Consider the following 24,760-nt stretch of genomic DNA (forward strand, 5'->3'; position numbering starts at 1 on the left):
GCTGGGCGCGGTCGACCTGTTATGCTGGCAGTCTCGAACGTCAGACAGTACCGACCGCATCCGCGTGATCGCAGGCGCCATGGTCGGTCAAGAAAATCGATAAGGCAGGCAGCACGATGGAGCAGACCAAGGCTTGGGAGATAACCCGCATCTCTTCGCAGGAGAGTCTTTCGCGTCAGATCGCCCGGCAACTGGAAGCCCTGATCACCCAGGGGCGTATCGAGGTGGGGGAGAAATTGCCGACCGAGAGCCAGCTGTGCGACATGTTCGGCGTCAGTCGTACGGCGGTGCGGGAGGCGATCGCCCACCTCAAGTCGATGGGCCTGGTCGAAACACGCCGAGGTATCGGTACCCGTGTTCTACGCTCTGCGCCGGAACACCATTTCCCGGCGAGGCGCATCAGTGCCACTACGGTAGAGGACATCCTGCACGTGCTCGAGATGCGCATGACGCTCGATTCCCAGGCCGCGGCGCTGGCAGCCGAGCGGCGCACGCCGGCCGACGTGGCGGCGATGCAGAGTGCCCATGAGCAGTTCGTGACCGCCTGCAGCAAGGGCAGCCAGGCGCGTCACGAGGACTATGTCTTCCACCGGGCGATCGTCGAGGCCACCCACAATCCGTTTTTCGTCTCGCTGTACGATCAGCTCAATGAGGGCGCGATACCGCGGACGAAACTGCTTTCCGTCGAGCTCGATCCGGAAGCGGTCTCCTACTATCTTGAAAGGGTCGCGCGTGAACATGCCGAGACCCTGCAGGCGATCGTCTCGGGACAGGCCGAAGCCGCCCGCGATGCCATGTATCGTCATCTTCAGCGGGCCTATGACAACTACGCCGCCTATCAGGACCGTGTCTGAACGTAGCGACTGTCGGAAGCCGTTCACGAGGGCAAGGCCGTTCGAGCTGCGCCGTCTGCTCGACGGCGAACGCAAGCGCTGATCTCGCCAGCCGTGCGGCGATCAGCGGCATGATGATGAAACGGGCCGCTCGCGAGAGCGGCCCGTTTTGCAGGGGTGAGATCAATGGCCCGCGTTATACCAGGTCCAGCCATTTCAGCACGAACAGGCCGAAGCTCAAGGTGAACATCGATGCAAAAGTGGTAATGACGATGATATTGGCTGCCAGTTTGTCGTTGCTCTTGAACGCCTTGGCCATGACGAAACTGGCCGCCGCGCCGGGGCAGCCGAGGTAGAGAAAGATGATGCCCAGCGCCGGCCCTTGGATCCCCGCGGCAAGCGCGCCCAGGACGCCGAACAAGGGAACCCACACCAGCTTCCACAGGCTGGCGTCGAGGGCGATGGTGCTGCTGCGCTTGAACGCGGTGACCGAGAGCGTGCCGCCGATGCAGATCAGTCCCAATGGCAGCGACATGCCGGCGAGATACCCACCCGAGGTCATCACCCAGCCGGGCAGCTCGATGCCCGACAGCGCTACCGGAATCGCGAACACCACGCTCAGGATCAGCGGGTTCCTGGCCAGATTCTTGATCAGGCTGCGGAAGTCCGTGTCGACCTCATCGCTGTAGAGCGACAGGATAAAGACCGAGAAGACGTTGTAGATGACGATGACCGCGCCGGCCAGCACGCCGCCGACGGACAGACCGTAATCACCGTACTGGCCGGCGGCCAGCGCCAGCCCGACGATGCCGTTGTTGGCGCGAAACGCCCCCTGGGTGAAAATGCCTCGCTCTACCCGTGGGTGGCGCCAGATGGCCCAGGCCCAGGCGAGGAAGAAGCTGATCGCGGTATAGCCGATGAAGTAGCCGATCAGGTCCGGCTGCAGCGCCCGGCCCAGATCGGCCTGAATGATGCTCAGAAACAGCAGCGTCGGCATCGTGACCTTGAATACCAGCATCGATGCGGTGGTGATGAAATGCGCATCGATCCAGCCGAGCCGTTTGAGGCCCAGGCCGAGAAAGACCATCAGAAATACCGGCAGCGTGATTTCCAGCGTGTGGGTGAAGGCGGCCAACAACCCCATGGTTCAGCCTCCGCTGCGCACGAGCCAGAAGCCGACCACCAGCGCCGCAATCAGCAGTGCCCAGAATAATCGGTTACGCAGACGGGTATCGCGATGGGATCTGTTGCGAGACACAGTACAATCCTTGCTTGGCAAACGTTTCGAACGCGGTCGATCCAGGCGTCCGACGGGCGTATTGAATGTCGAGTCGGGAATAGACGACCCCGAATGAAGGGGCGAGGATCTATCGCCGGAAATTGACACGCGACAGTCTAAGGGAATTCAGATGTCGATGCTGCGTTATCCTCTGGTCTTCGCCCACGCCAACGGGTTCACCGGTGCCAGTTACCGGACTCTGTTGTCACCGTTGGCGGACCGTTTCGAGCTGCATCCGCTGGAACGTCTGGCCCACGATCCCCGTTACCCGGTGGGACGCAACTGGCTGGCTTTGCGCGAAGAGTATCTTGCGGCTGTCGCCTCGGTGCCGACGCCGATCGTCGCCGTCGGCCACTCCATGGGTGGCGTGCTGTCGATCATGGCGGCCGCGGAGGCGCCGCAGCGATTCCGCGCCGTGGTGGCACTGGATCCGCCGCTGCTGCTGGGGCGGGATGCATGGATGCTGAAAGTTGCCAAGCTCACGGGTTTCATCGATCGAGTGACGCCGGCTGGCAAGACGCTACGCCGGCGCGAGCGTTGGTCCAGTCGAGAAGCGATGGCCGAATCATTGCGTCGGCGTTCGCTGTTTCAGCGCTTCACCGAGACTGCCATGGACGACTATGTCACCGGCGCGACGACGCTCGACGAAGACAGCGGCGCTGCCCGGCTGCTCTTCGCGCCGCGCACGGAAGCCGCCGTGTTTCGCCACCTGCCGGATCACCTGATCTCGGTACTGCGCAAGCTTCAGGTACCGCTGACGGTCATCGCCGGTGAAGACTCCGACTTGCTTACCCCCGGCCGTCGGCGCACGCTCTCGCGGCTGGGCGTTCGGCTGCGCTGTGTACCGGGTGGGCACATGTTTCCGTTCGAACATCCAAAGGCCGCCCGCGGAGCGATCCTGACGGCGATCGATGACATGCTGGGAGAGAACCCTTGAGGGCTCGAGAAATGATCCTGGGGGAAGGGCGTCTCGCCGCGCTGAGTTGGGGTGACGATGCGGCGCCCACGTGGGTGGCATTGCACGGCTGGCTCGACAACGCTGCGACCTTCTCGCGTCTGGCGCCGGCGCTGGTCACGGCGCTTGGCATTCGTCTGGTGGCGCTGGATCTGCCGGGTCACGGCCACTCGCCGCTACGCGGCGCCCATGCCGACTACCCGCTATGGGGCTACGTGCCCGATGTGCTCGATGCACTGGATGCGTTGAATCTGAACGCGACGACGCTCGTCGGCCACTCGATGGGTGCCGGTGTCGCCAGCCTTATCGCGGCCGCGACGCCGGAGCGGGTCGACCGGTTGGTGCTGATCGACGGTCTGGCTTCGACCACCAACGAGCCCGGCGAGACGGTGGCGCAGTTGCAAGCGGGATTGCGTGCGCGGCGCCGTTCGCGCAGCGATGCCGGCGGCTACGCGAGTCTCGACGATGCCGTAACCGCCCGAGTCCGGGGTGGGGTCACCCGGATCGATGCCGACACCGCCCGCCCGATCGTCGAACGCAATCTCGCCAGAAAAGGGGATGGGCGCTATCAATGGCGCACCGATCGGCGGCTGGTCTATCCCTCGCTGCTGCGCTGGACACCGGATCAGATGCTGGCCACGGTTGCCGCCATTCGGGCGCCGGTGCTGCTGTTGCAGGCCTCCGCCGGTGTGTTGACGCAGCGCGCGCATCTTGGCGACGCGTGCCGCCGGATCGACAGACTCGAACGACGGATCCTCTCCGGCGGACATCATCTGCATCTGGAGCGCGTCAGCGTGGCGCAGGTGGCATCGGAAATCGTAAGCTGGCATCGATCGACAATCGGGGAGCCCGTGTCATGAAACCTCGAGTCTCGTTGGTACTGGGGAGTGGTGGCGCACGTGGCTATGCGCACATCGGCGTGATCGAGGAGCTCGAGGCGCGCGGCTACGAAATCGCCTCGATCTCCGGCTGCTCCATGGGCGCCTTGATCGGCGGGGTCTATGCGGCCGGCAGACTCGAGGGTTACCGCGACTGGGTCTGTCAGCTCGACTATTTCGACGTGCTGCGGCTGGTCGACATCACCTGGAGTGCCATGGGTGCCATGCGCGCCGGCAAGGTGATGACCAAGCTCGAATCGCTGGTCGGGGATATTCGCATCGAGGATCTGCCGATGCCATTCACCGCGGTGGCGACGGACCTGAGCCGCCAGCGCGAAGTGTGGTTTCAGAGCGGCCCCTTGCTACGCGCGATTCGTGCCTCCATCGCGGTGCCGGGGATCATTACCCCGGTTCAGGAAAACGGTCACGTGCTGGTCGACGGCGGGCTGCTGAATCCGCTCCCGATCATTCCCACGGTCTCGGTCGATGCGGATATCGTGCTGGCGGTCAACGCCACGGCGCAGACCTCCCGGCCGATCACGCTGGAGGAATTGCTGCCCGCCGAACAGGCGGCCCAGGAGCACGCGCGCGAAATCAAGCGCGCAGCCGAAGGCAAGAGTTTCAGCGGCTGGGTGAGGAACGTGCGGACGCGAGTGCAGGGCATGGTGTCGTCATTCGGCGACGAGGAGGAGGTTGCGGAAAACGTCAGCTGGTCGAGCCAGACCGAGCGCGCCTGGAGCAAGCTCGACATGATGCTGGCTTCGTTCGATATCACTCAGGCGGCGCTGGCCAAGTACAAGATCGCCGGTTACCCGCCCGACATTCTGATCGAAGTTCCCAAGAGTGTTTGTGGCGCCTACGAATTTCACCGTGCGGAAGCGCTGATCGAACTGGGACGCTATCTCACCGCTCAGGCCCTGGATCGGCATGAGCGCCAGCGGGACCGAACGTCCGTTGCCGCCGAACCGGTCGACGGCCGTCGACATCCGGCCAGCAGCGCCGACCCGCAGGGGCGTCTGCCGTTGCCTTTATCGTCGCCCAAGCGACACGGTTGAAGGAGATACTGGATAACCGCCTGCGTGCCATCTCGCTCGGCAGCTCAATCAGCGCCTTATGGGCGCTCCATGTGACGTCTCAGGCTTTGTCTGAAAAGTGCCTGCGCTCGGCCATACGGCGTTAAAAATCGGCTTGAAGTACTCATTTACAACCGCGTAAACCCCGTCTTTTCGCCGATTTTTGCCTGACCTTCGCTCGACGATTTTTCAGACAAACCCTAGTGTGGCGTCTCGCAGGTAACGCGAAGAAATATCGGATGCATGGCGGCGCCAGGGACCGATATTATTGGATGGTATTTGTGAGACACCACACTAGCTATTTGAATCGGCGCGCGTTCGCAGCAGCACGTAGAGCGCGCCGGTCCCGCCGTCGATATCGCTCGCCGAGCAGAATGCCAGCACCCGCGACCAGTTCCTGAGCCAGCCGTTGACGTGACTCTTGATCACCGGATAGTCCGCGCCGCTGCCACGATAGCCGCGCGCCTTGCCGTGGACCACCAGCACGCAGCGGGCGCGGTTGGCAATGGCATCGTTGATGAACGACTCGAGCTCGATGCGCGCTTCGTCGAGGGTATAGCCGTGCAGATCGAGCCCGCCTTCCCAGGCGATGTGGCCTTTCTTGAGCTGGGCAAAGGTGCGTGGCGGCAGATCCGGAATCGAGAACTCCAGGCGTTGGTGCGGGGTGACCGCCTCGACCCCGCCGTCCGACAGCGTTGACTGCGTCTGCAGCGGCGCCTGCTCCGCCGCCTCGCGACGTGCGCTGACGTTGAGCGCGTTGCGCCGCGGCCGACCGGTCTGTGCGCGGTTGATCCTCAGCCGCCGGATACCGGCGGCTTCCAGTGCCTCGCGGAAGGCACTGTCGGGTTTGGCGCTAGCGGCGCGATCGTCGTCATCGCCCGGGAAGTGGGTCATTGCCGTTGTGCCTTCGCTGATCGCTGTCTTGGGCTCGAGTCCTTCAGCGGCGGAAGGGTAACCGATTCCGCGCGTCATGACATGGCCGGCTGTGAACGCGTGAGCCTTGCGCGTACAATCGTCGTCCGTTTTCCAGCCAGATGCGAGCCCTGCCGATGTCCTCACCGCAGTCGACCCTGACGCTAACCGACGAAGCCATCGTCGAAGACCTGTTCAGCGTGCGCGACTGCCTGCGCTGGGCGACCACCGAATTCCACGCCCATCGGCTGCATTTCGGTCATGGTACCGATAGCGCCTGGGACGAAGCGGTGGCGCTGGTGCTGGGCGCGCTGCATCTGCCGTGGGACATCGACCCGGCGGTGCTCGATGCGCGTTTGCTGGGGCTCGAACGGCGCCGCATCGTTTCGCTGGTACGTAGCCGCATCGAATCTCGCCGGCCACTGCCTTACCTGCTCGGCGAGGCGTTTTTCGCCGGGTTCCCGTTCGAGGTCGACGAGCGCGTGCTGATCCCGCGTTCGCCTACCGCCGAACTGATCGAGCAGGGGTTTTCGGCCTGGTTCGACGAGACGCCTCCGGCGCGAGTGCTCGATCTGTGCACAGGCTCCGGCTGCATGGGCATTGCCACCGCACTCCACCTGCCGACCTGCGAAGTGGATCTGGTCGATATCAGCGTGGAGGCGCTCGAGGTCGCCAAGGCGAATATCGTACGGCATGATGTCGGTCGGCGCGTTCGCGCGGTGGCCTCCGATCTGTTCGAGGGGGTGGCGGGGCAGCATTACGATCTGATCGTCAGCAACCCGCCTTATGTCGATACGCGCGATCTGGCAGCCATGCCGGCGGAGTATCGCCATGAGCCGGGCCTGGCGCTGGGCGCCGGTCGCGACGGGCTCGATATCGTCCGGCGCATCCTGCGAGAAGCCCGCCGCTACCTGAACGACGGCGGCATGCTGATCGTCGAGGTGGGCAACTCGCAGCGCCATCTGGAGGCAGCCTTCCCCGAGGTGCCATTCCTGTGGCTGGAGTTCGAGCGGGGCGGCGAAGGGGTCTTTGCGCTCAGTGCCGAGGATCTCGATAGCCACGCCGATCAGTTCGCGGCTGCCCGTCCGGCCTGAACCCGAATTTTTCGTCCATTTCCTGAGGATCGCGCATGTCCGGCAACACCTTCGGCAAACTGTTCACCGTCACCACTTTCGGTGAGAGCCACGGCCCCGCGCTGGGTGCCATCGTCGACGGTTGCCCGCCGGGGCTCGAGCTCAGCGAGGCGGATCTGCAGCGCGACCTGGATCGCCGTCGTCCCGGCTCTTCGCGTCACACCACCCAGCGGCGCGAGCCGGACCAGGTCCGGATTCTGTCCGGCGTGTTCGAGGGTCGGACCACGGGGACGCCGATCGGGTTGATGATCGAGAACACCGACCAGCGCTCCAAGGACTACTCCAGGATCGCCGAGCAGTTTCGTCCGGCCCACGCCGACTACACCTATCACCACAAGTACGGGACTCGCGACTACCGCGGGGGCGGCCGCTCCAGCGCGCGGGAAACCGCCATGCGCGTGGCGGCAGGCGCCATTGCCAAGGCATGGCTGGCCGGGCAGGGCATTCAGGTGCGCGGCTACATGAGTCAGCTCGGGCCCATCGCGATCGACTTCAAGGGATGGGAAGGCGTCGATGACAATCCGTTCTTCTGTCCGGATCCGGACAGCTTGCCGCAGCTCGAGGCCTACATGGACCAGCTACGCCGCGATCAGGATTCGGTGGGCGCGAAGATCACGGTCGTCGCCGAGGGTGTACCGGTGGGGCTGGGCGAACCGGTGTTCGATCGGCTGGACGCCGATCTGGCTCATGGGCTGATGAGTATCAATGCGGTGAAAGGGGTCGAGATCGGCGATGGCTTCGATGTCGTCGCCCAACGCGGCAGCGAGCATCGCGACGAAATGACGCCGGAAGGCTTCCTCTCCAATCACGCCGGCGGGGTACTCGGCGGCATCTCCAGCGGCCAGCCGGTGGTCGCCCATCTGGCACTGAAGCCGACCTCCAGCATCACTCAGCCGGGGCGCTCCATCGATATCCATGGCAACGCGGTCGAGGTAGTGACCAAAGGTCGACACGACCCCTGCGTCGGCATCCGAGCCACCCCGATCGCCGAGGCGATGATGGCGCTGACGCTGATGGATCATCTGCTGCGTCATCGTGCCCAGAACGGTGACGTTCGGGTCGATACGCCGCGTCTCGGTCAGGCCTGAAAGGCAATAGCTCTTAGGCAACGGGTGCCACGCGTGCGCCTTCCAGCTCCGCGATCATCGCGCGTCCGGCGTTGGAAAGCGTGCGCTCCTTGTGCACCAGATAGCCCAGCCGGCGCTCGATGGGCGGATGCGACACCGGCAGTACCGCGATCTCCTCGTCGATCATGCTCTCCGGCAGCACGCTCCAGCCCAGCCCGATACCCGCCATCATTTTCAGCGTCTCCAGGTAGTTGGTGGAGAGCGCCACATCGATTGCCAGTCCGGCCCGATTGAACGAACCCACCACGATGTCGCGAGTAAACGTGAGCGGCCCCGGCAGTACCGCCGGATAGTTCACCAGTGTCGATAGCGGCAGCTCGCCGCGCGTCGTCAGCGGGTGTTCGGGCGCCGCGACGAAGCGCAGCTGATCGATCCACACCGGGACCGATTCCACCTGCGGGTTGGGGTGCGGCGACAGCGTCACCACGGCCAGCTCGATCTCGCCGGCGACGACGCCGTGATAGGCCTGTTCGGAATCGAGAAAGCGCAGATCCAGATCGACCCCGGGGTAGCGCTGGGTAAAGGCCTTGAGGATCGGCGGGAGCCGGTGCAGGCCGACATGGTGACTGGTGGCGAGCGTCAGGCTGCCCTCGACGCTGCCGCTCAGATTGCTCATGGTCCGGCGACTGTCCTCGACCAGCTGCAGGATCTGCCGCGCGCGGGGCAGCAGCAGCCGGCCGGCCTCGGTCAGGCTGACGCGCCGATTGATCCGGTCGAAGAGCCTGGCGCCGGTCTGATGTTCCAGCGTGGCGATCCGTTTGCTGACCGCCGGCTGGGTCAGATGCAGTTGCTCGCCGGCCAGCGAGAACGACGCCGTATCGGCGACCGCGATGAAAGCCTGCAGGCTCTGTGTGTCCATGGCGTCGTTTTCCGTCAGGTGTATCGTTCAATTCTGTTATGGAATCCAAAGCATAATCAAGATGAATTGATTTTATGCATAAAGGCGCCGTATCTTGGCTAACCAATCATTCGCGGCGTCACATGACGTCTCGATTCGCAAGCGTTACGTCACCAAGCTGCGGTAGGGAAAGGCTGAATAAATCGACGAGCAAGATGAATCGCAAGGCGCACGGAACGCAGGAGACGAGACATAACATAGGGTTAGTTGAGTCTTCGAGTACCGCGCAACGTAGCGATTCGCTGGCGCAGACATTTATGCGGCGTTTCCCGTCAGACAGCGGGACGGAGGAGATGACACAGATGGCAAGCCAGACGCTCTACGACAAGCTGTGGGCGCAGCATTTGGTGACCCAGCGCGACGACGGTTCCGCGCTGATCTACATCGATCGTCACCTGCTGCACGAGGTCACGTCGCCCCAGGCGTTCGAGGGGCTGCGTCTGGCCGGGCGCAAGCCGTGGCGTCGCGACGCCAACCTGGCGACGCCGGACCACAACGTGCCGACCACGCTCAAGGAGCGCAGCGCCGGTAACGCCGGGATTCTCGACGACGTGTCGCGAATCCAGGTCGAGACCCTGGATGCCAACTGCGAGAGCTTCGAGATCGAGGAGTTCCGGATCAACGACGAGCGCCAGGGTATCGTCCACGTGGTCGGGCCGGAGCAGGGCGCCACGCTGCCCGGGATGACCGTGGTCTGCGGCGACTCGCACACCGCGACGCACGGCGCCTTCGCCGCGCTCTCTCACGGCATCGGCACCTCCGAAGTCGAGCACGTGCTGGCGACGCAGTGTCTGATCGCCCAGAAGATGAAGAACATGCAGGTGCGCGTCGAGGGCAAGCTTGGGCTCGGCGTCACCGCCAAGGATGTCGTGCTGGCGATCATCGGGCGTATCGGTACCGCTGGCGGCACCGGCTACGCCATCGAATTCGCCGGCAGTGCGATCCGCGATCTCTCCATGGAAGGTCGTATGACGATCTGCAACATGGCGATCGAGGCCGGCGCCCGCGTCGGGCTGGTGGCGGTGGACGACAACACCATCGACTATCTGAAGGGCCGCCCCTATGCACCGACGGCCGAGCAGTGGTCTGCGGCGGTCGAGGCGTGGCGGGATCTGGTTTCCGACGACGGCGCGCACTTCGACAAGATCGTCGAGCTCGACGCCGCCGAGATCGAGCCGCAGGTCACCTGGGGCACCAGCCCGGAAATGGTCGTCAACGTCTCCGCCGAAGTGCCGGATCCGGCCACGGCCGCCGATGAAACCGTCACCCAGGGCATGACACGCGCGCTGGAATACATGGGGCTCAGCGCCGGACAGAAGATCACCGATATCCGGCTCGACAAGGTGTTCATCGGCTCCTGCACCAACTCGCGGATCGAGGATCTGCGCGAGGCGGCCAAGGTGGCGAGAGGGCGCAAGGTTGCCGACAACATTCAACTGGCGATGGTGGTGCCGGGCTCCGGGCTGGTGAAGCGCCTGGCCGAAGCCGAAGGGCTCGACAGGGTTTTCGTCGAGGCGGGCTTCGAATGGCGCGAGCCGGGCTGTTCGATGTGTCTGGCGATGAACGCCGACAAGCTGGGCGCCGGCGAGCGCTGCGCGTCGACGTCCAACCGCAACTTCGAGGGGCGCCAGGGCTACGGTGGACGCACCCATCTGGTGAGTCCGGCGATGGCGGCGGCCGCTGCCATCGAAGGCCACTTCGTGGATGTCCGGAGCTATGACTATGATCGCGCCGATGCGATGAGTGCCTAAGGAGGCCAGACGATGAAAAAGTTCGAACGCCTGCAGGGTCTGGTCGCGCCGCTGGATCGCGCCAATGTCGACACCGACCTGATCATTCCCAAACAGTTTCTGAAGTCGATCAAGCGCACCGGCTTCGGCCCCAACCTGTTCGACGAGCTGCGCTATCTCGACGAGGGCTATCCGGGGCAGGACGCCACGGGCCGCCCGCTCAATCCGGATTTCGTGCTCAACCAGTCGCGCTACCGCGATGCGCAGGTGCTGCTGGCGCGGCGCAATTTCGGTTGCGGGAGTTCGCGCGAGCACGCGCCCTGGGCACTGGATGACTTCGGTTTCCGCGTGGTGATCGCGCCGAGCTTCGCCGACATCTTCTACAACAACTCGTTCAAGAACGGGATCCTGTTGATCACGCTCGACGAGGCCACCGTCGATCGACTGTTCCAGGAGACCGAGGCCGTGGAAGGCTATCGCCTCGACATCGATCTCGAGGGGCAGACGATTACCACGCCGAGTGGCGAGGCGATCCCGTTCGAGGTCGACGCGTTTCGCAAGCACTGCCTGCTGGAGGGGCTCGACGACATCGGCCTGACCCTCGAGCAGTCCGCGGCCATTCGCGACTTCGAGAGTCGCCATCGTCCGGCGAACCCCTGGTTGTTCCGGGATGTCTGACGTGACAGGTCACGGCGACCATAGCGCCGTCGTCGAGCGCCAGTTCGGAGGGCAGGCTGCGGCTTACCTGTCGAGTCAAGTGCATGCCCAGGGTGAAGAGTTCGCGCAGCTTCACGAACGCGTTGCCCGGATCGACGCGCCACGCGTGCTGGATCTCGGTTGCGGCGCGGGTCACGTCAGCTTCCAGCTGGCGGATCTGGCGGCGGAGATCGTGGCCTACGACCTGTCGCCGAGAATGCTCGCGGTGGTCGGCGAGGCGGCCATCGAGCGTGGGTTCAACAATATCCGCACGGTGCAGGGCATCGCCGAGTCGCTGCCGTTCGCGGACGACAGTTTCGACGTGGTTTGCAGCCGCTTCTCCGCGCACCACTGGCGCGATGTCGGGCTGGCGCTGCGCGAAGCGAGACGGGTGTTGAAGCCGGGTGGACTGGCGGCATTCATCGACGTCTCGGCGTCCGAGCAGCCGCTGTTCGACAGCTTCCTGCAGACCGTGGAGATGCTGCGCGACACCAGTCATGTGCGCGACTACGCCCCGAGTGAATGGGCACAGATGGTCGGTGAAGCGGGCCTTGTGATGACGTCCAGCTCGCGTCAGCGCCTGCGCCTGGATTTCGAGACCTGGATCGAGCGCATGCGTACCCCGGATGTGATGCGCGATGCGATTCGCCACCTGCAGCGCGATGTCGGTCAGGAAGTGCGCGATGCCTTCGAGATCAGCGATGACGGCTCCTTCACCACGGATATGCTGGTGCTGTGGGCGACCAAAGAACATGTTTGAGGAAACTGCATGAGCAAGAAGATTCTGGTGTTGCCCGGTGACGGTATTGGCCCGGAAATTACCGCCGAGGCGGTCAAGATCCTGAACGCCTGCCGCGAGGCCGGTCTGGACGCCGAGCTGGAAGAGGCGCTGGTCGGCGGCGCCGGTTTTGATGCCGAGGGCGATCCGTTGCCCGAATCCACCCTGGCGAAAGCCAAGGCGGCGGACGCGATCCTGCTCGGCGCCGTCGGCGGCCCGAAATGGGACACCTTGGAAGACCTGAGCAAGCGCCCCGAAAAGGGCCTGCTGGGGCTGCGCAAGAATCTCAATCTGTTCGGCAATCTGCGCCCGGCGCTGCTCTATCCGCAGCTCGCCGAGGCCTCGACGCTAAAGCCGGACGTGGTTTCCGGCCTCGACATCATGATCGTGCGCGAGCTGACCGGTGGCATCTATTTCGGTCAGCCACGCGGCATCGAGGAACGTAACGGCGAGCGCGTCGGTTTCAACACCTACGTCTACGCCGAGTCCGAGATCGAGCGCATCGGTCGCGTCGCCTTCGAGATGGCCCAGAAGCGCGGCAAGAAGCTCTGCTCGGTGGACAAGGCCAACGTGCTCGAAGTCACCATGCTGTGGCGGGAAGTGATGAATCGGCTGGCACCGGAGTATCCGGATGTCGAGCTGTCGCACATGTACGTCGACAACGCCGCCATGCAACTGGTGCGCGCGCCCAAGCAGTTCGACGTCGTGGTGACCGGCAACATGTTCGGCGACATTCTCTCCGACGCCGCCGCGATGCTGACCGGTTCGATCGGCATGCTGCCATCGGCGTCGCTCAACGAGCGTCAGCAGGGCATGTACGAACCGTGCCACGGCAGTGCGCCGGATATCGCCGGTCAGGGCCTGGCCAACCCGCTGGCGACGATTCTGTCGGTGGCGATGATGCTGCGTTATTCGCTGGGCGAACCGACGCTGGCCGATCGCATCGAGCGCGCCGTGGGCAAGGTGCTGGATCAGGGGCTGCGCACCGCGGATATCGCCTATCCGGGCACCCGCCAGGTCTCCACCAGCGAGATGGGCGACGCGGTGCTGGCGGCATTCGCCGAGGCCTGAGCGCGGATATGTGAGGGCGGGCATGCCAGGCCTGTTCACACTATCCACGCGGCTCGCGGTGTATGGCGTGAACAGGCCCTGGACCCATGCGCTATAATGCGCTTTCAGGATTGACAGGATGCGACGACTCGAACGAGTCGTCGTGTCGATTCAGGACATTCAAAAAGCTTCGGGGTACGCCACTATGTTGAAAGTCGGATTCGTCGGCTGGCGCGGGATGGTCGGTTCCGTGTTGATGCAGCGCATGCTGGACGACAACGATTTCGCCGGACTCGAGCCAGTTTTCTTCTCCACCTCCCAGGCCGGCCAGGCCGGGCCGAACATCGGCGTCGATGTGCCGGCGCTGAAGGACGCCAACGACATCGAGTCGCTGAAGACGATGGACGTGATCGTCACCTGTCAGGGCGGCGACTACACCGGCGCGGTCTATCAGCCGCTGCGCCAGGCGGGCTGGAAAGGCTACTGGATCGACGCGGCCAGCACGTTGCGCATGGCGGAGGAGTCGACCATCGTGCTCGATCCGGTCAACCGGCACGTGATCGACGCTCAGCTTGCCAAGGGCGCCAGAACCTTCGTCGGCGGCAACTGCACCGTCAGCCTGATGCTGATGGGGCTGGGCGGGCTGTTCGAAGCCAACATGGTCGAGTGGATGACCTCCATGACCTATCAGGCGGCTTCCGGTTCCGGGGCCAAGCACATGCGCGAACTGCTGTCGCAGATGGGCGCGCTGCATTCGGCAGTCGCCAGCGATCTCGCCACGCCATCGAGCGCGATTCTCGACATCGATCGCGACGTCACCGCCGCCATGCGGGGCGGGGAGTTCCCGGTCGACAACTTCGGCGCGCCGCTGGCCGGCAGCCTGTTGCCGTGGATCGACAAGGCGATGGACAACGGCCAGAGCAAGGAGGAGTGGAAAGGCGGGGTCGAGACCAACAAGATTCTCGCCACCGGCGCCAATCCGATTCCCATCGACGGCCTCTGCGTACGCATCGGCGCGATGCGCTCGCATAGTCAGGCGTTCACCATCAAGCTCAGGCAGGACGTGCCGCTCGACGAGATCGAGGATCGCCTGGCCAGGCACAACGACTGGGCCAAGGTCGTCCCCAACGAGAAAGACGCGACGCTCGAGCAGCTGACGCCGGCTGCCGTCAGCGGTACGCTGACCGTGCCGGTAGGGCGCCTGCGCAAGCTCTCCATGGGGGGGGAATACCTGACCGCCTTCAGTGTCGGAGACCAGCTGCTGTGGGGCGCCGCCGAACCACTCAAACGCATGCTCAAGATCGTGCGCGAGCAAGCGTAAGCGTCACGTTCTCCTGGAGCGTTACGTTCGCCTTAAGCGACAAGGGCCTCGTCAGCATCGGCTGGCGAGGCCTTTTGTTATCCAATCGTTACAAATTGTTAAAGTTTGCTGAGGTGCCGCCGATGAGGGAGTCGAGACTCACTCCAATGCGTTGGCGAGGACCCCATGCGGCAATGGCTCACACTCATGATCGGCGGGCTCTGTCTGTTACTGGCCTCGTCGACTTACGCGCTCGGCGTCGGTGACCCTCGGCAGGTGTCCTCGCTCAATCGGCCGCTGCATGTGGTGCTGCCGCTGACGGACGACAGTGGCCTCGAGGCCTCGCAGGTATCGGTGACCGTTGCCGATGACGCCGCCTATCGCCAGGCCGGACTGACGCGCAGCGCGCTCACGGACACGGTGTCGGCCACGGTCGAGCGTCAGGCGGGTGGCCTGGCAGTCGTGCTCGACAGCCCGCGGCGGGTGAGAGAACCCTTTCTGGATCTGGTGCTGGTGGTGACCTGGCCGGAAGGGCAGTGGCAGCGTGCCGTGTCGCTGTTGTTCGATCCGGTCGATTACGCCAGCGCCCAACCGCTGCTAAGTGGCGACCGCGATCTGACGCGCGCCTATGCGTTATCGAACGGCGTGACTCCAGTCCCCGTATCGCATCATCCGTCTTCCTCTCCCTCTTCTTCCTCTTCCTCTTCCTCTCCTTTGGCGTGGCCCTCGCGAGTGACCGTTCGCCCCGGCGATTCGCTGTCGACGCTGGCGGCCTCGCTGTTGCCGCAGGCCGGCATGAGCCGTCAGTCGCTGATGCTGGCGCTGTTCCAGTCCAACCCGGCGGCGTTCGTCGATGGCGATATCGATCGCTTGCGCGCCAATGTGGCAATGGATGTGCCCACGCTGGCGGCCGTGGCCAATATCTCGCCCGCCGAGGCAGCGTCCCGGCTCGAGACGCTCGTCCGCAAGACCAGGGACGGTCGGCCGGTCATCGACATCGTGGGGCGGGACCCGACGTCGACAGCGTCCGAAGCGCCGGTTTCCAGGACATCCTCCGGGGAAGCGCCAGCTGCGGCCAGACTCGCCATGCTGCAACAACGGCTATCCGATCTGACCGCCGAAACCGAACGGCAGCGCGCGACGATCGAAGCCTTGCGGCGCGAACGCGATACGCTGCAGGGGGCGCTGGCAGTCGTCGATACGCCGTCGGCCGAGGCCGATCCGGATCGCCAGCCCGGACAGCGCGATGCATCCAACGGCAGCGTATCGCCTGTGGTGTCGAAAACGGCCGACGTTGCCGTATCGGTATCGGATGCCCCCGGATCGGACGCTCCTGCATCCGGTGTGGTCAGCCAGGCGGTGGCGGCGTCACCGGATCCCTCTCCCGCTTCGCCGCCGTCACTGTGGCAGCGACTGCTCGGGCACCTCGACTGGATCGGCGGAGGGTTGCTGATCGCGCTTCTGATGCTGTGGGTCTGGCAGCGCCGGCGTCGTCGCGCCGAACCCGACGTCAGCGAAACCGGCATCCCCGAATCTCTCGACGAGTCGGTGTCGGGCGCGGTTGAGATATCACCCCGTGGGACGAGCCGTCAGTCCACGCCATTACGCCGGTCGGCTGTCGAGCTGGATGTGGATTCGGTCTCGATCAGCCAGGCGGATATCTACATGGCGTACGGTCGTCACGCCGAAGCGCGTGACTGGCTGCGCGATCAGCTGGCGAATCGGGAGAATGCGCAGTTTCGCCTGGGACTGTTGAAAGCACTGGGGGAGCTGCGCGATATGGACGCGCTGGAGCAGGCGCTGGCGGGCTTCGGTGACGACGCCACAGCCGAGCAGCGTCGTGAAGGGCAAGCCCTGGTCGATGATTACCGCGCCCGATACGTCGAGGAGAGCTGGCAGGAGGCGACAGGAGAGGTCGCCTCCGAGCCGGTTTGGCGGGGGGCTGCACAAGACGTCGATGCGCTGTTCGAGGCGCAGGTCGATCGGCCCGACCCCGCCGCCGCTCGTTTCGATCCGGATCTCGTTTCCCCGGCCCCGATCCCGCGCCATCCTTCATCGATTCAGAACGACGTGCAAGATCACCCCGATCCGATGTCGGCGTTGTTCGATGACGATCTGACCCCGTCGGTCGATCCATCGGCAACCTCGCTGTTCGCGTCATGCATCGATTACGAAGCGCCGGCCCTGGAGCTGGACGCGGCTGAGAACGAGACATCGGCTTCGGCACCGGACTCCTCTTCCCTGGCCGCGCTCGTGACGGGGACTCCCGGCTCGCCGTCGGCCATGCCGGTTATCGATTTTTCCGCATTTTCGCTGGAGCCGGTAGCCATGACACCTCCAGCCGAGCCTGCCACCGGCAGCGGGCCTGAGGTCGTCTTCGATACATCCGCCCAGGGCGATGGTCTCGAGACGCCGAAGGAGGGCGCGCCGCCAGCTGCCGCGAGGGCCTGTGGCACAAAACGGGAAGTTCCTGCAGCGTGGGATGTCGATGAGGTGGAATTCCAGCCGTCGCATCGGGATAATGGTCGCCCCTGACGACTTTGGGCTGCACAGCTTTCGATGGCGTTTTTCTCCCGGCAGGACGATAACCAGCCGCTCTCGGGTCGCCTGGCCCTTGGCGTCGAATACGACGGCACGCGCTATTGCGGCTGGCAGCGACTGCGCCAGGCCGACTCGGTCCAGGGTGCGCTCGAGGCGGCATTAAGCAAGATCGCCGCCACTCCCGTGCGCGTGCTCTGCAGCGGTCGCACCGACAGCGGCGTTCACGCCACGCGCCAGATCGTTCACTTCGACGCGCCGGTCGTACGCACCCAGAAGGCGTGGGTGTTCGGTGCCAATGCCAAGTTGCCTCGCGATATCGCGGTGCGCTGGCTGGTCCCGGTCGGTGACGACTTCCATTCGCGCTTTTCGGCGCTGGCGAGACGCTATCGCTACCTCATTCTCAACCAGCCGACGCGCCCGGTCATGGAGCGTCACAACGTGACCTGGTGTCGCGAACCGCTCGATGCCGATCGCATGCATCGCGCCGCGCAGGCGCTGGTCGGCGAACACGATTTCTCGAGCTATCGTGCCGCCGGCTGTCAGTCGAAGGTGCCGGTGCGCCATCTGCATTTCATCGACGTCCGCCGTTTCGGGCCACTGGTCATGATCGATGTCCAGGCCAATGCCTTCCTTCACCACATGATTCGCAACATCGCCGGCGTGCTGGTGGCGGTCGGACGGGGTGACGAGGGAGAAGCGTATCCCGCCGAACTGCTGGCGCTGAGGGATCGTCGGCTGGGCAACGTGACGGCACCGGCCTGCGGCCTGCATTTCGTCGACGTGCGCTTCGACGAACGTTTCGAACTCCCGGAAGAGCCGGTGGGGCCACAGCTGCTGTCGTTTCTGGGCGACTGGACCGGCGAACGAGGCGAGATCCCGGATACCCCGCTGATGCGTCGTCGCCGGGTCTGGCCAAAATGGATCGACGATGAGGGACGGGTGGTCGACGAGCCGCCTCGGGCCCGTCTGGAGACCACGCCATGAACCCCGTCAGGATCAAGATCTGTGGGTTGACCCGCCGTGAAGACATCGCGGCGGCCGTTGCCAGTGGCGCCGATGCGCTGGGTTTCGTGATGTGGCCGGGCAGCGGGCGCGCTATCGATATCGACACGCTGGCAGCGTTGAGCGTCACGGTGCCACCGTTCGTGACACGGGTGGGGCTGTTCGTCGACCCCAGCGTGGCCGATGTCGAAGTGTGTCTGCCGTATCTCGACCTGCTACAGTTTCATGGCGACGAATCACCCGAATTCTGCGCGCTTTTCTCCAGACCCTGGATCAAGGCGCTGCGCATGCATGACGATATCGATCTGCAGGCTGCGGCCGACAGCTACGCTGGCGCTGGCGCGCTGTTGCTCGATGCCTACCGTCCCGGCGTGCCAGGGGGAACGGGAGAGACCTTCGACTGGCAGCGCATTCCGGGGGATCTGGCGAAACCTGTTATTCTCGCCGGAGGGCTGACGCCGGATAACGTCGCCGACGCGGTGGCGCAGGTGCACCCCTATGCGGTCGATGTCTCCGGTGGCGTCGAGGTGACGTCATCTCCGGATGACGACACCCGCCGCAAGGGTATCAAGGATCCCCGGCGTATCCGCGCCTTCTGCGATCGTGTGCGGGCAGCCAATGCCGCGCTCCACGCGGTGTCGTCCAGCGCCGACTCCGGCACGCCTCGTTCATTCACCGCCACATCATGAGGGTCCCTTCGTGAGCCGATTCCACGACTTGACGCAACTCCCGGACGCTCGCGGCCATTTCGGGCCTTACGGTGGCCGCTTCGTTTCCGAAACCTTGAGTTTCGCCCTCGAAGAGCTCGAGAACATCTATGCGAGTCTCAAGAACGATCCCGAGTTCCAGGCCGAGTTCGACCGTGATCTGAAGCACTACGTCGGCCGACCGTCACCGCTCTATCACGCCGAACGCTGGTCGCGCGAGATCGGTGGCGCCCAGATCTGGCTCAAGCGCGAGGATCTGAACCACACCGGCGCCCACAAGGTGAACAACACCATCGGCCAGGCGCTGCTGGCCAAGAAGTCCGGCAAGCCGCGCGTGATCGCCGAAACGGGGGCGGGTCAGCACGGCGTCGCCACGGCGACGGTTGCCGCGCGGCTCGGGCTGAAGTGCGAAATCTACATGGGCGCCGAGGACGTGCAGCGCCAGAAACTGAACGTCTATCGCATGCATCTGCTGGGTGCCAAGGTGGTGCCGGTCGAGTCCGGCTCGCGCACGCTCAAGGATGCCATGAACGAGGCGTTGCGGGACTGGGTGACCAACGTCGACGATACCTTCTACATCATCGGCACGGTGGCCGGCCCGCATCCTTATCCGATGCTGGTACGCGATTTCAGCGCGGTGGTGGGACGCGAGGCGCGGCGGCAGTCGCTCGAGCAGATCGGTCGGTTGCCCGACGCACTGGTTGCCTGCGTCGGCGGTGGTTCCAACGCCATGGGGCTTTTCTATCCGTTCGTCGAGGATGACGACGTCGCCATGTACGGCGTCGAGGCCGGCGGTGAAGGCGTTGCCACCGGTCGCCATGCGGCACCGCTGACGGCCAACGCCCCGCGCGGGGTGCTGCACGGCAACCGGACCTATCTGATGTCCGACGAAGGCGGGCAGGTCGCCGACACCCAGTCGATCTCTGCCGGGCTGGATTATCCCGGCGTCGGCCCCGAGCATGCGCTGTGGAAGGATGTCGGCCGCGTGCGCTACGTGGCGGCGGACGACAATGAGGTGCTGGCAGCGTTCCGTGAGCTGACCCTGGTCGAGGGCATCATGCCGGCACTGGAGTCGGCGCACGCCCTGGCCCACGCCAAGAAGCTGGCGGGGGAAATGTCGCCGGATCAGCACATCGTCGTCAACCTTTCCGGACGCGGCGACAAGGATATCCACACCGTCGCCGAACTCGACGGCATCGAATTTTGACGGGGCCCGACATGAACCGAACCGAACCGAACCGCATCGACCGGCGCTTTGCCACGCTCAAGGCTCAGGGCCGCACGGCGTTAATCCCCTACATCACCGCTGGCGATCCGGCGCCGGCGCATACGGTCGAGTTCATGCACGCCTGCGTGGAAGCCGGTGCCAATGTGATCGAGCTCGGCGTGCCGTTCTCCGATCCGATGGCCGATGGGCCGGTGATCCAGAAGGCTTGCGAGAGAGCGCTCAAGCACGGCACGCGGTTGCAGCACGTGCTGGAGATGGTGGCAGAATTCCGCCAGCGGGACAGCGAGACGCCGGTGGTGCTGATGGGGTATCTCAATCCCATCGAGCGAATGGGCTATGACGTCTTCGCCGAACAGGCGCAGACTTGCGGTCTCGACGGCGTGCTGGTGGTCGACATGCCGCCCGAAGAGGCCGGCGATAATGCGGCGCTGTTCGCGGCGCACGGCCTGCAGTCGATCTTCCTGCTGGCGCCGACGACGTCCGATGCGCGGGCCAGAGCGATCTGCGAGCACGGCGAGGGATATCTCTACTACGTTTCGCTAAAGGGCGTGACCGGTGCGGCTACGCTGGATGCCGACGCCGTCGGCGAGCAGTTGAGCAAGCTGCGCCAGGTGACCGAGCTGCCACTGTGCGTCGGGTTCGGCATTCGCGATGGGGCGACGGCGGCGGCCATTGGTCGTGTCGCCGACGGTGTGATCGTCGGTAGCGCTCTGGTCGGGCGTATTGCCGAACGAGCCGATGATCCGGCGTCCATTCCTGCCGCGTTGAAATCGATTCTCGGCGAAATGCGCGAAGCGCTCGACCGCGATGCGGTTAGCTGAGCCGTCGCCATCGATTTGGTATCATTCGGCATCTGCGGTTATCACGACAGTCGTTTTCATGACGACTGTCGTCATTACTTTCTATTTTGGCAAATAGGGAATCGTTCCTGACATGAGCTGGCTAGACAAGATCGTCCCGTCGATGAGCCGCACCCAGCGCAACGACCGCCGCGCCAGCGTGCCGGACGGCCTGTGGCGCAAGTGCCCGAACTGTGAAGCGGTGCTCTATCTCCCCGAGCTGGAGAAACACCAGAACGTTTGCCCCAAGTGTCAGCACCATCTGCGGCTGACCGCGCGCAAGCGCCTCAACTGGTTCCTCGATGCAGAAGGGCGTGAAGAGATCGCGGGCGATCTTCAGCCGAGCGACCGTCTCAAGTTTCGTGACTCCAAGAAGTACAAGGATCGGCTGACCTCGGCCCAGAAGTCGACCGACGAGAACGACGCCCTGATCGCCATGCGCGGCACGCTGGATGGCCTGCCCGTGGTGGCGGTGGCGTTCGAGTTTTCGTTCATGGGCGGCTCCATGGGTGCCGTGGTCGGCGAAAAATTCGTGCGCGCCGCTACGCTGGCGCTCGAGAACGAGATACCGCTGGTCTGCTTCGCCGCCTCCGGCGGTGCGCGCATGCAGGAAGCGCTGTTCTCGCTGATGCAGATGGCCAAGACCTCGGCGGCGCTGGAGAAGCTCAAGCTGGCCGGCGTTCCCTATATCTCCGTGCTCACCGATCCGGTCTTCGGCGGCGTCTCGGCCTCGCTGGCGATGCTCGGCGATCTGAACGTGGCCGAGCCCAATGCGTTGATCGGCTTTGCCGGTCCGCGCGTCATCGAACAGACGGTACGTGAAACCTTGCCGGAAGGCTTTCAGCGCAGCGAGTTTCTGCTCGAGCATGGCACCGTCGACATGATCGTGGCGCGTACCGAGTTGCGCGAGCGCCTGGGTGGCATTCTGCGCAAGCTGACGCATCAGCCGGCGGTTGGTCGCAGTGTTGACGAGAGCGATGATTTCTCGCCGCTGGCCGACGAGCCGGATACGGCCAAGACAGCGCGCTAGAATTTGTCAGAGGAATCGCCGATTCATGAGTGCCCCCCTCAACGACTGGCTGGCGCGCCTCGAGCGCCAGCATCCGATCGCCATCGACATGGGTCTCGAACGGGTGGCGATCGTCGCCGAGCGGCTGGGTCTGACGCAGGGTCCGATCGCGAAGCAGGTGGTGACCGTTGCCGGTACCAACGGCAAGGGCTCCACGGTGGCCATGCTCGAACGGCTGGCCCGCGCCCACGGCTCGACCACGGCCAGTTATACCTCGCCCCATCTGCTGCGCTACAACGAACGACTCTGTTTCGATGGCGTGGCAGCCGATGACGCCACGCTGGTGAACGGGTTCGAGCGGGTGGACGCGGCGCGCCTGGCCGGCGACCCCGTCAGCCTGACCTACTTCGAAGCGGGAACCTTGGCGGCGCTGGTGGCGATTGCCGATGTCCGCCCCCAGCTGGCCATTCTCGAAGTGGGGCTCGGCGGGCGGCTGGACGCGGTCAACGTGATCGACAGCGATATCGCCGTCATCACCACAATCGCTCATGACCACGCGGATTTCCTCGGCACCGATCTCGAGATCATCGGCTCCGAGAAGGCAGGTATTCTTCGCCAGGGCCGCCCGGTGGTACTCGGTAGCCGTCAACTACCCGCCAGTGTCTCTCAGCGTATCGAAACGCTCGGCGCGGTCGCCCATTGGCTCGGCCGCGATTTCGATCACGCCATCGGCGAAGGCGGTGACTGGCGCTGGCAGGGCCAGTCCGCCGAGGGAGCTCGCTATCATCTCGATAGCTTGCCCGATCCGGGGCTGCCGCTGGACAATGCCGCCGTCGCGCTGCAGGTGCTCCGGCTTTGCGGCGTCATGCCGCAACCCGCGGAGTCTCGCCAGGCGATGGCCACCGTTGGGCTGGCAGGAAGACTGCAGTGGGTGGGAAATTGGTGCTTCGACGTGGCGCACAATCCGCATGCTGCCCACTATGTAGCAGCCAGGTTGGCGCAGCGCTCGGCGCCTCGGCGACGTATCGGCCTGCTCGGTGTGCTCAAGGACAAGGACGCCGAAGCGTTGATCGAGGCGCTGGCGCCCGTGGTCGATGCATGGCTTCCGGTGGGACTCGAAGGGCCGCGTGGTCGTTCGGGTGAAGAATTGGCTGAATCCATCGCGCGCCGCGGCGGCGAGACGTTATCGGTGGCCTCTTCGCCGGCAGCGGCCGTCGACTGGCTGGCCCCACGTCTTGCGCCCGACGAAGAAGTGTTAGTATGCGGTTCGTTTCTGACCGTGGCCGGTGCGCTCGAAGCATTGAAAGCTGGCGCGGGTGACGAAGGTCCAGGTGCTACCAAGGAGGTCAAGGTCCTATGAAGTATGGATGGCGTGAGCGTATCAGCGGGGCGGTCATTCTCGTCGCATTGGGGGCCATTTTTCTGCCGATGCTGTTCGATGATCCCGAACCGAGACAGCAGGAACCTGGACCGGTCATGGTCATCGAGCAGCCGATCGACGGTGGCGAAACGCGCCAGCGCATCATCGAGTCGCCCGAGCCGCCGGCATCGGTCGCTGCCAATGGCGGCCAGAATGCGGGCAGTCAGAGCACTGGAAACCAGAACGGCGGCAGCGCCGGTAACGTCCCCGTGCCGGAGCCGGATACGCGCAGTCAGCTGGGTGCCGGCAGCGAGGATTCGTTCGGTCAGAGCAGCGATGGCTCGTCAGATAACGGTAGGGTGTCGAGCGGTGGCGATGATCCGATTGCCGATATCGCGCAGTCCGAACAGGCCCAGCCCGAGCCCCGCCCATCCAATCCGGCTCCGTCCGAGGCGGCGCCGGCGCAGCCTTCCTCGACGTCGTCCTCTTCACCGTCGTCCTCCACGCCCGAGCGTACTTCGGCGAGCAGCGACGGGGGCTGGGTCGTGCAGGTGGGCAGCTTCGGTCAGTCCGACAACGCCACCCGGCTCGCCGCCAAGCTCAAGGAGCAGGGTTTCGCCGCCTATTCGCAGCCACGGGACAACAACCTGACCACGGTCTACGTGGGCCCGTTCTCTTCGTCTGACGCAGGCGAGAAGGCCAGATCCGAACTCAAGCAGGCCGCCAATATCCAGGGGCTGCTGATTCGCAAACCGGGTAGCTGATGACATTGACCTGGCTCGACTACGCTTTCCTGCTGGTGTTGACGATATCGATGCTGGCAGGTTTCATGCGGGGCCTGGTGAGAGAAGCGCTCGGACTGGGTGCCTGGATCGTGGCGCTGCTGGCGGCGCGAATATTCGCCAAACCGATCGCGGACCTGCTGGAACCCTACATCTCGCATCCCGATGCGCGACTGGTACTGGGGTTCGTTCTGATCATCTTCGTGGTGGTGATGGTCTGCGGATTCATCATCCGGCTGCTCAACGCGGCGATCGAATGGGTCGGAATGGGATTCTTCAACCGGGTCGCCGGGGCGATCTTCGGTCTGGCCCGCGGCGGGGCCATTCTGGTTATCGTCACTGTGGTGATCGGCCTGACGCCGTTGGCCCAGTTGCAGGCCTGGCAGCAGGCCCAGTTGAGGCCTTCGTTCGAATCGCTGCGTGAATGGGCGGTGGTTCAGCTCCAGAGCTGGGATGTGGATCCGTCCGCTGCCGAGGACGCCATGCGGCACTTGCCGATGACGTTACCGGGGCGGAGCAATTTTCCTTCCAGCGCTTCACCCGATTCTTCAAACGGCTCTTCAGACAGTTCTTCACGAAGTCAGGATGGGCAAGGGGTGACGATTCCGATCCCCGTTCCGAACGAAAAACCGGCGCCCTGAACCGGGGTG

The 24,760-nt window shown here is 64.5% G+C and carries 23 protein-coding genes; 20 read left to right on the forward strand and 3 right to left on the reverse strand.

What is annotated here, in order from left to right; genetic code table 11:
- The first annotated feature begins 116 nt into the window (after positions 1–116).
- Positions 117–854: a FadR/GntR family transcriptional regulator gene (locus DOM36_RS11160; RefSeq protein ID WP_110643121.1), complete on the forward strand. Its 738-nt coding sequence runs from the start codon at positions 117–119 to the stop codon at positions 852–854.
- A gap of 175 nt (positions 855–1,029) precedes the next feature.
- Here DOM36_RS11160 and DOM36_RS11165 read toward each other — a convergent pair whose 3' ends face one another.
- A complete protein-coding gene (locus DOM36_RS11165; protein WP_110643122.1) occupies positions 1,030–1,977 on the reverse strand; it encodes an AEC family transporter in 948 nt (315 codons plus the stop codon).
- 265 nt (positions 1,978–2,242) lie between these two features.
- Between DOM36_RS11165 and DOM36_RS11170 the strand changes: the two genes are divergently transcribed.
- From DOM36_RS11170 to DOM36_RS11180, 3 genes are read left to right on the forward strand one after another with little or no spacing between them, the layout of a single operon-like run.
- Positions 2,243–3,049 (forward strand): alpha/beta hydrolase, encoded by an 807-nt coding sequence (locus DOM36_RS11170; RefSeq protein ID WP_075569057.1) that lies wholly within the window; start codon positions 2,243–2,245, stop codon positions 3,047–3,049.
- Positions 3,046–3,927: an alpha/beta hydrolase gene (locus DOM36_RS11175; RefSeq protein WP_232823799.1), complete on the forward strand. Its 882-nt coding sequence runs from the start codon at positions 3,046–3,048 to the stop codon at positions 3,925–3,927. The genes DOM36_RS11170 and DOM36_RS11175 overlap by 4 nt, the downstream gene beginning before the upstream one ends.
- A complete protein-coding gene (locus DOM36_RS11180; protein WP_110643124.1) occupies positions 3,924–5,000 on the forward strand; it encodes a patatin-like phospholipase family protein in 1,077 nt (358 codons plus the stop codon). Before DOM36_RS11175 ends, DOM36_RS11180 begins: the two co-directional genes overlap by 4 nt.
- A gap of 312 nt (positions 5,001–5,312) precedes the next feature.
- Here DOM36_RS11180 and DOM36_RS11185 read toward each other — a convergent pair whose 3' ends face one another.
- The gene (locus DOM36_RS11185) at positions 5,313–5,912 is read right to left on the reverse strand and encodes a Smr/MutS family protein (RefSeq protein ID WP_110643125.1); all 600 of its coding nucleotides are present in this window, start codon (positions 5,910–5,912) and stop codon (positions 5,313–5,315) included.
- 155 nt (positions 5,913–6,067) lie between these two features.
- Here DOM36_RS11185 and prmB point away from each other — a divergent pair, with 155 nt between their 5' ends.
- Complete coding sequence (gene prmB, locus DOM36_RS11190) at positions 6,068–7,024, forward strand: 50S ribosomal protein L3 N(5)-glutamine methyltransferase (RefSeq protein ID WP_075569061.1); 957 nt, start codon at positions 6,068–6,070, stop codon at positions 7,022–7,024.
- 35 nt (positions 7,025–7,059) lie between these two features.
- Complete coding sequence (aroC, locus tag DOM36_RS11195; protein WP_075569062.1) at positions 7,060–8,151, forward strand: chorismate synthase; 1,092 nt, start codon at positions 7,060–7,062, stop codon at positions 8,149–8,151.
- 13 nt (positions 8,152–8,164) lie between these two features.
- On the opposite strand, the gene DOM36_RS11200 is transcribed toward aroC, so the two are convergent.
- The gene (locus DOM36_RS11200) at positions 8,165–9,049 is read right to left on the reverse strand and encodes a LysR family transcriptional regulator (RefSeq protein ID WP_075569063.1); all 885 of its coding nucleotides are present in this window, start codon (positions 9,047–9,049) and stop codon (positions 8,165–8,167) included.
- Positions 9,050–9,390: 341 nt separating this feature from the next.
- On the opposite strand from DOM36_RS11200, the gene leuC reads away from it, so the two are divergent.
- The 14 genes from leuC (at position 9,391) to DOM36_RS11270 (ending at position 24,751) form a co-directional block, all read left to right on the forward strand.
- Positions 9,391–10,839 (forward strand): 3-isopropylmalate dehydratase large subunit, encoded by a 1,449-nt coding sequence (leuC, locus tag DOM36_RS11205; protein WP_075569064.1) that lies wholly within the window; start codon positions 9,391–9,393, stop codon positions 10,837–10,839.
- A gap of 12 nt (positions 10,840–10,851) precedes the next feature.
- The gene (gene leuD / locus DOM36_RS11210; protein ID WP_075569065.1) at positions 10,852–11,496 is read left to right on the forward strand and encodes a 3-isopropylmalate dehydratase small subunit; all 645 of its coding nucleotides are present in this window, start codon (positions 10,852–10,854) and stop codon (positions 11,494–11,496) included.
- Entirely contained in the window at positions 11,489–12,274 is a 786-nt protein-coding gene (locus DOM36_RS11215) for a class I SAM-dependent methyltransferase (RefSeq protein ID WP_110643126.1), read from the forward strand. The genes leuD and DOM36_RS11215 overlap by 8 nt, the downstream gene beginning before the upstream one ends.
- Before the next feature lie 9 nt (positions 12,275–12,283).
- Entirely contained in the window at positions 12,284–13,363 is a 1,080-nt protein-coding gene (gene leuB / locus DOM36_RS11220; RefSeq protein ID WP_075569067.1) for a 3-isopropylmalate dehydrogenase, read from the forward strand.
- Between the two features lie 184 nt (positions 13,364–13,547).
- Positions 13,548–14,663 (forward strand): aspartate-semialdehyde dehydrogenase, encoded by a 1,116-nt coding sequence (asd, locus tag DOM36_RS11225; protein ID WP_075569125.1) that lies wholly within the window; start codon positions 13,548–13,550, stop codon positions 14,661–14,663.
- 165 nt (positions 14,664–14,828) lie between these two features.
- Positions 14,829–17,177, forward strand: coding sequence for a FimV/HubP family polar landmark protein (locus DOM36_RS11230; RefSeq protein ID WP_110643127.1), 2,349 nt, complete (start codon positions 14,829–14,831; stop codon positions 17,175–17,177).
- Positions 17,178–17,201: 24 nt separating this feature from the next.
- Positions 17,202–18,167 carry a tRNA pseudouridine(38-40) synthase TruA gene (gene truA, locus DOM36_RS11235; protein WP_075569069.1) on the forward strand — a complete coding sequence of 322 codons (966 nt, stop codon included), beginning with the start codon at positions 17,202–17,204 and terminating at the stop codon, positions 18,165–18,167.
- Entirely contained in the window at positions 18,164–18,874 is a 711-nt protein-coding gene (locus tag DOM36_RS11240; RefSeq protein WP_110643128.1) for a phosphoribosylanthranilate isomerase, read from the forward strand. The genes truA and DOM36_RS11240 overlap by 4 nt, the downstream gene beginning before the upstream one ends.
- Positions 18,875–18,884: 10 nt before the next feature.
- Entirely contained in the window at positions 18,885–20,099 is a 1,215-nt protein-coding gene (gene trpB, locus DOM36_RS11245; RefSeq protein ID WP_075569070.1) for a tryptophan synthase subunit beta, read from the forward strand.
- An 11-nt stretch (positions 20,100–20,110) separates the two neighbouring features.
- The gene (gene trpA / locus DOM36_RS11250) at positions 20,111–20,941 is read left to right on the forward strand and encodes a tryptophan synthase subunit alpha (RefSeq protein WP_110643129.1); all 831 of its coding nucleotides are present in this window, start codon (positions 20,111–20,113) and stop codon (positions 20,939–20,941) included.
- Between the two features lie 112 nt (positions 20,942–21,053).
- Positions 21,054–21,989, forward strand: a complete 936-nt coding sequence (accD, locus tag DOM36_RS11255) for an acetyl-CoA carboxylase, carboxyltransferase subunit beta (protein WP_232823800.1) — start codon at positions 21,054–21,056, stop codon at positions 21,987–21,989.
- Positions 21,990–22,014: 25 nt separating this feature from the next.
- On the forward strand, positions 22,015–23,328 hold the full coding sequence (locus DOM36_RS11260; protein ID WP_075569073.1) for a folylpolyglutamate synthase/dihydrofolate synthase family protein: 1,314 nt from the start codon (positions 22,015–22,017) through the stop codon (positions 23,326–23,328).
- Positions 23,325–24,092: an SPOR domain-containing protein gene (locus DOM36_RS11265; RefSeq protein ID WP_110643130.1), complete on the forward strand. Its 768-nt coding sequence runs from the start codon at positions 23,325–23,327 to the stop codon at positions 24,090–24,092. Before DOM36_RS11260 ends, DOM36_RS11265 begins: the two co-directional genes overlap by 4 nt.
- Positions 24,092–24,751 (forward strand): CvpA family protein, encoded by a 660-nt coding sequence (locus DOM36_RS11270; RefSeq protein ID WP_083941528.1) that lies wholly within the window; start codon positions 24,092–24,094, stop codon positions 24,749–24,751. The genes DOM36_RS11265 and DOM36_RS11270 overlap by 1 nt, the downstream gene beginning before the upstream one ends.
- Positions 24,752–24,760 lie beyond the last annotated feature (9 nt).

This window comes from Salinicola sp. CPA57, from assembly GCF_003206035.1.
Taxonomy (GTDB): Bacteria; Pseudomonadota; Gammaproteobacteria; order Pseudomonadales; family Halomonadaceae; genus Salinicola; species Salinicola socius.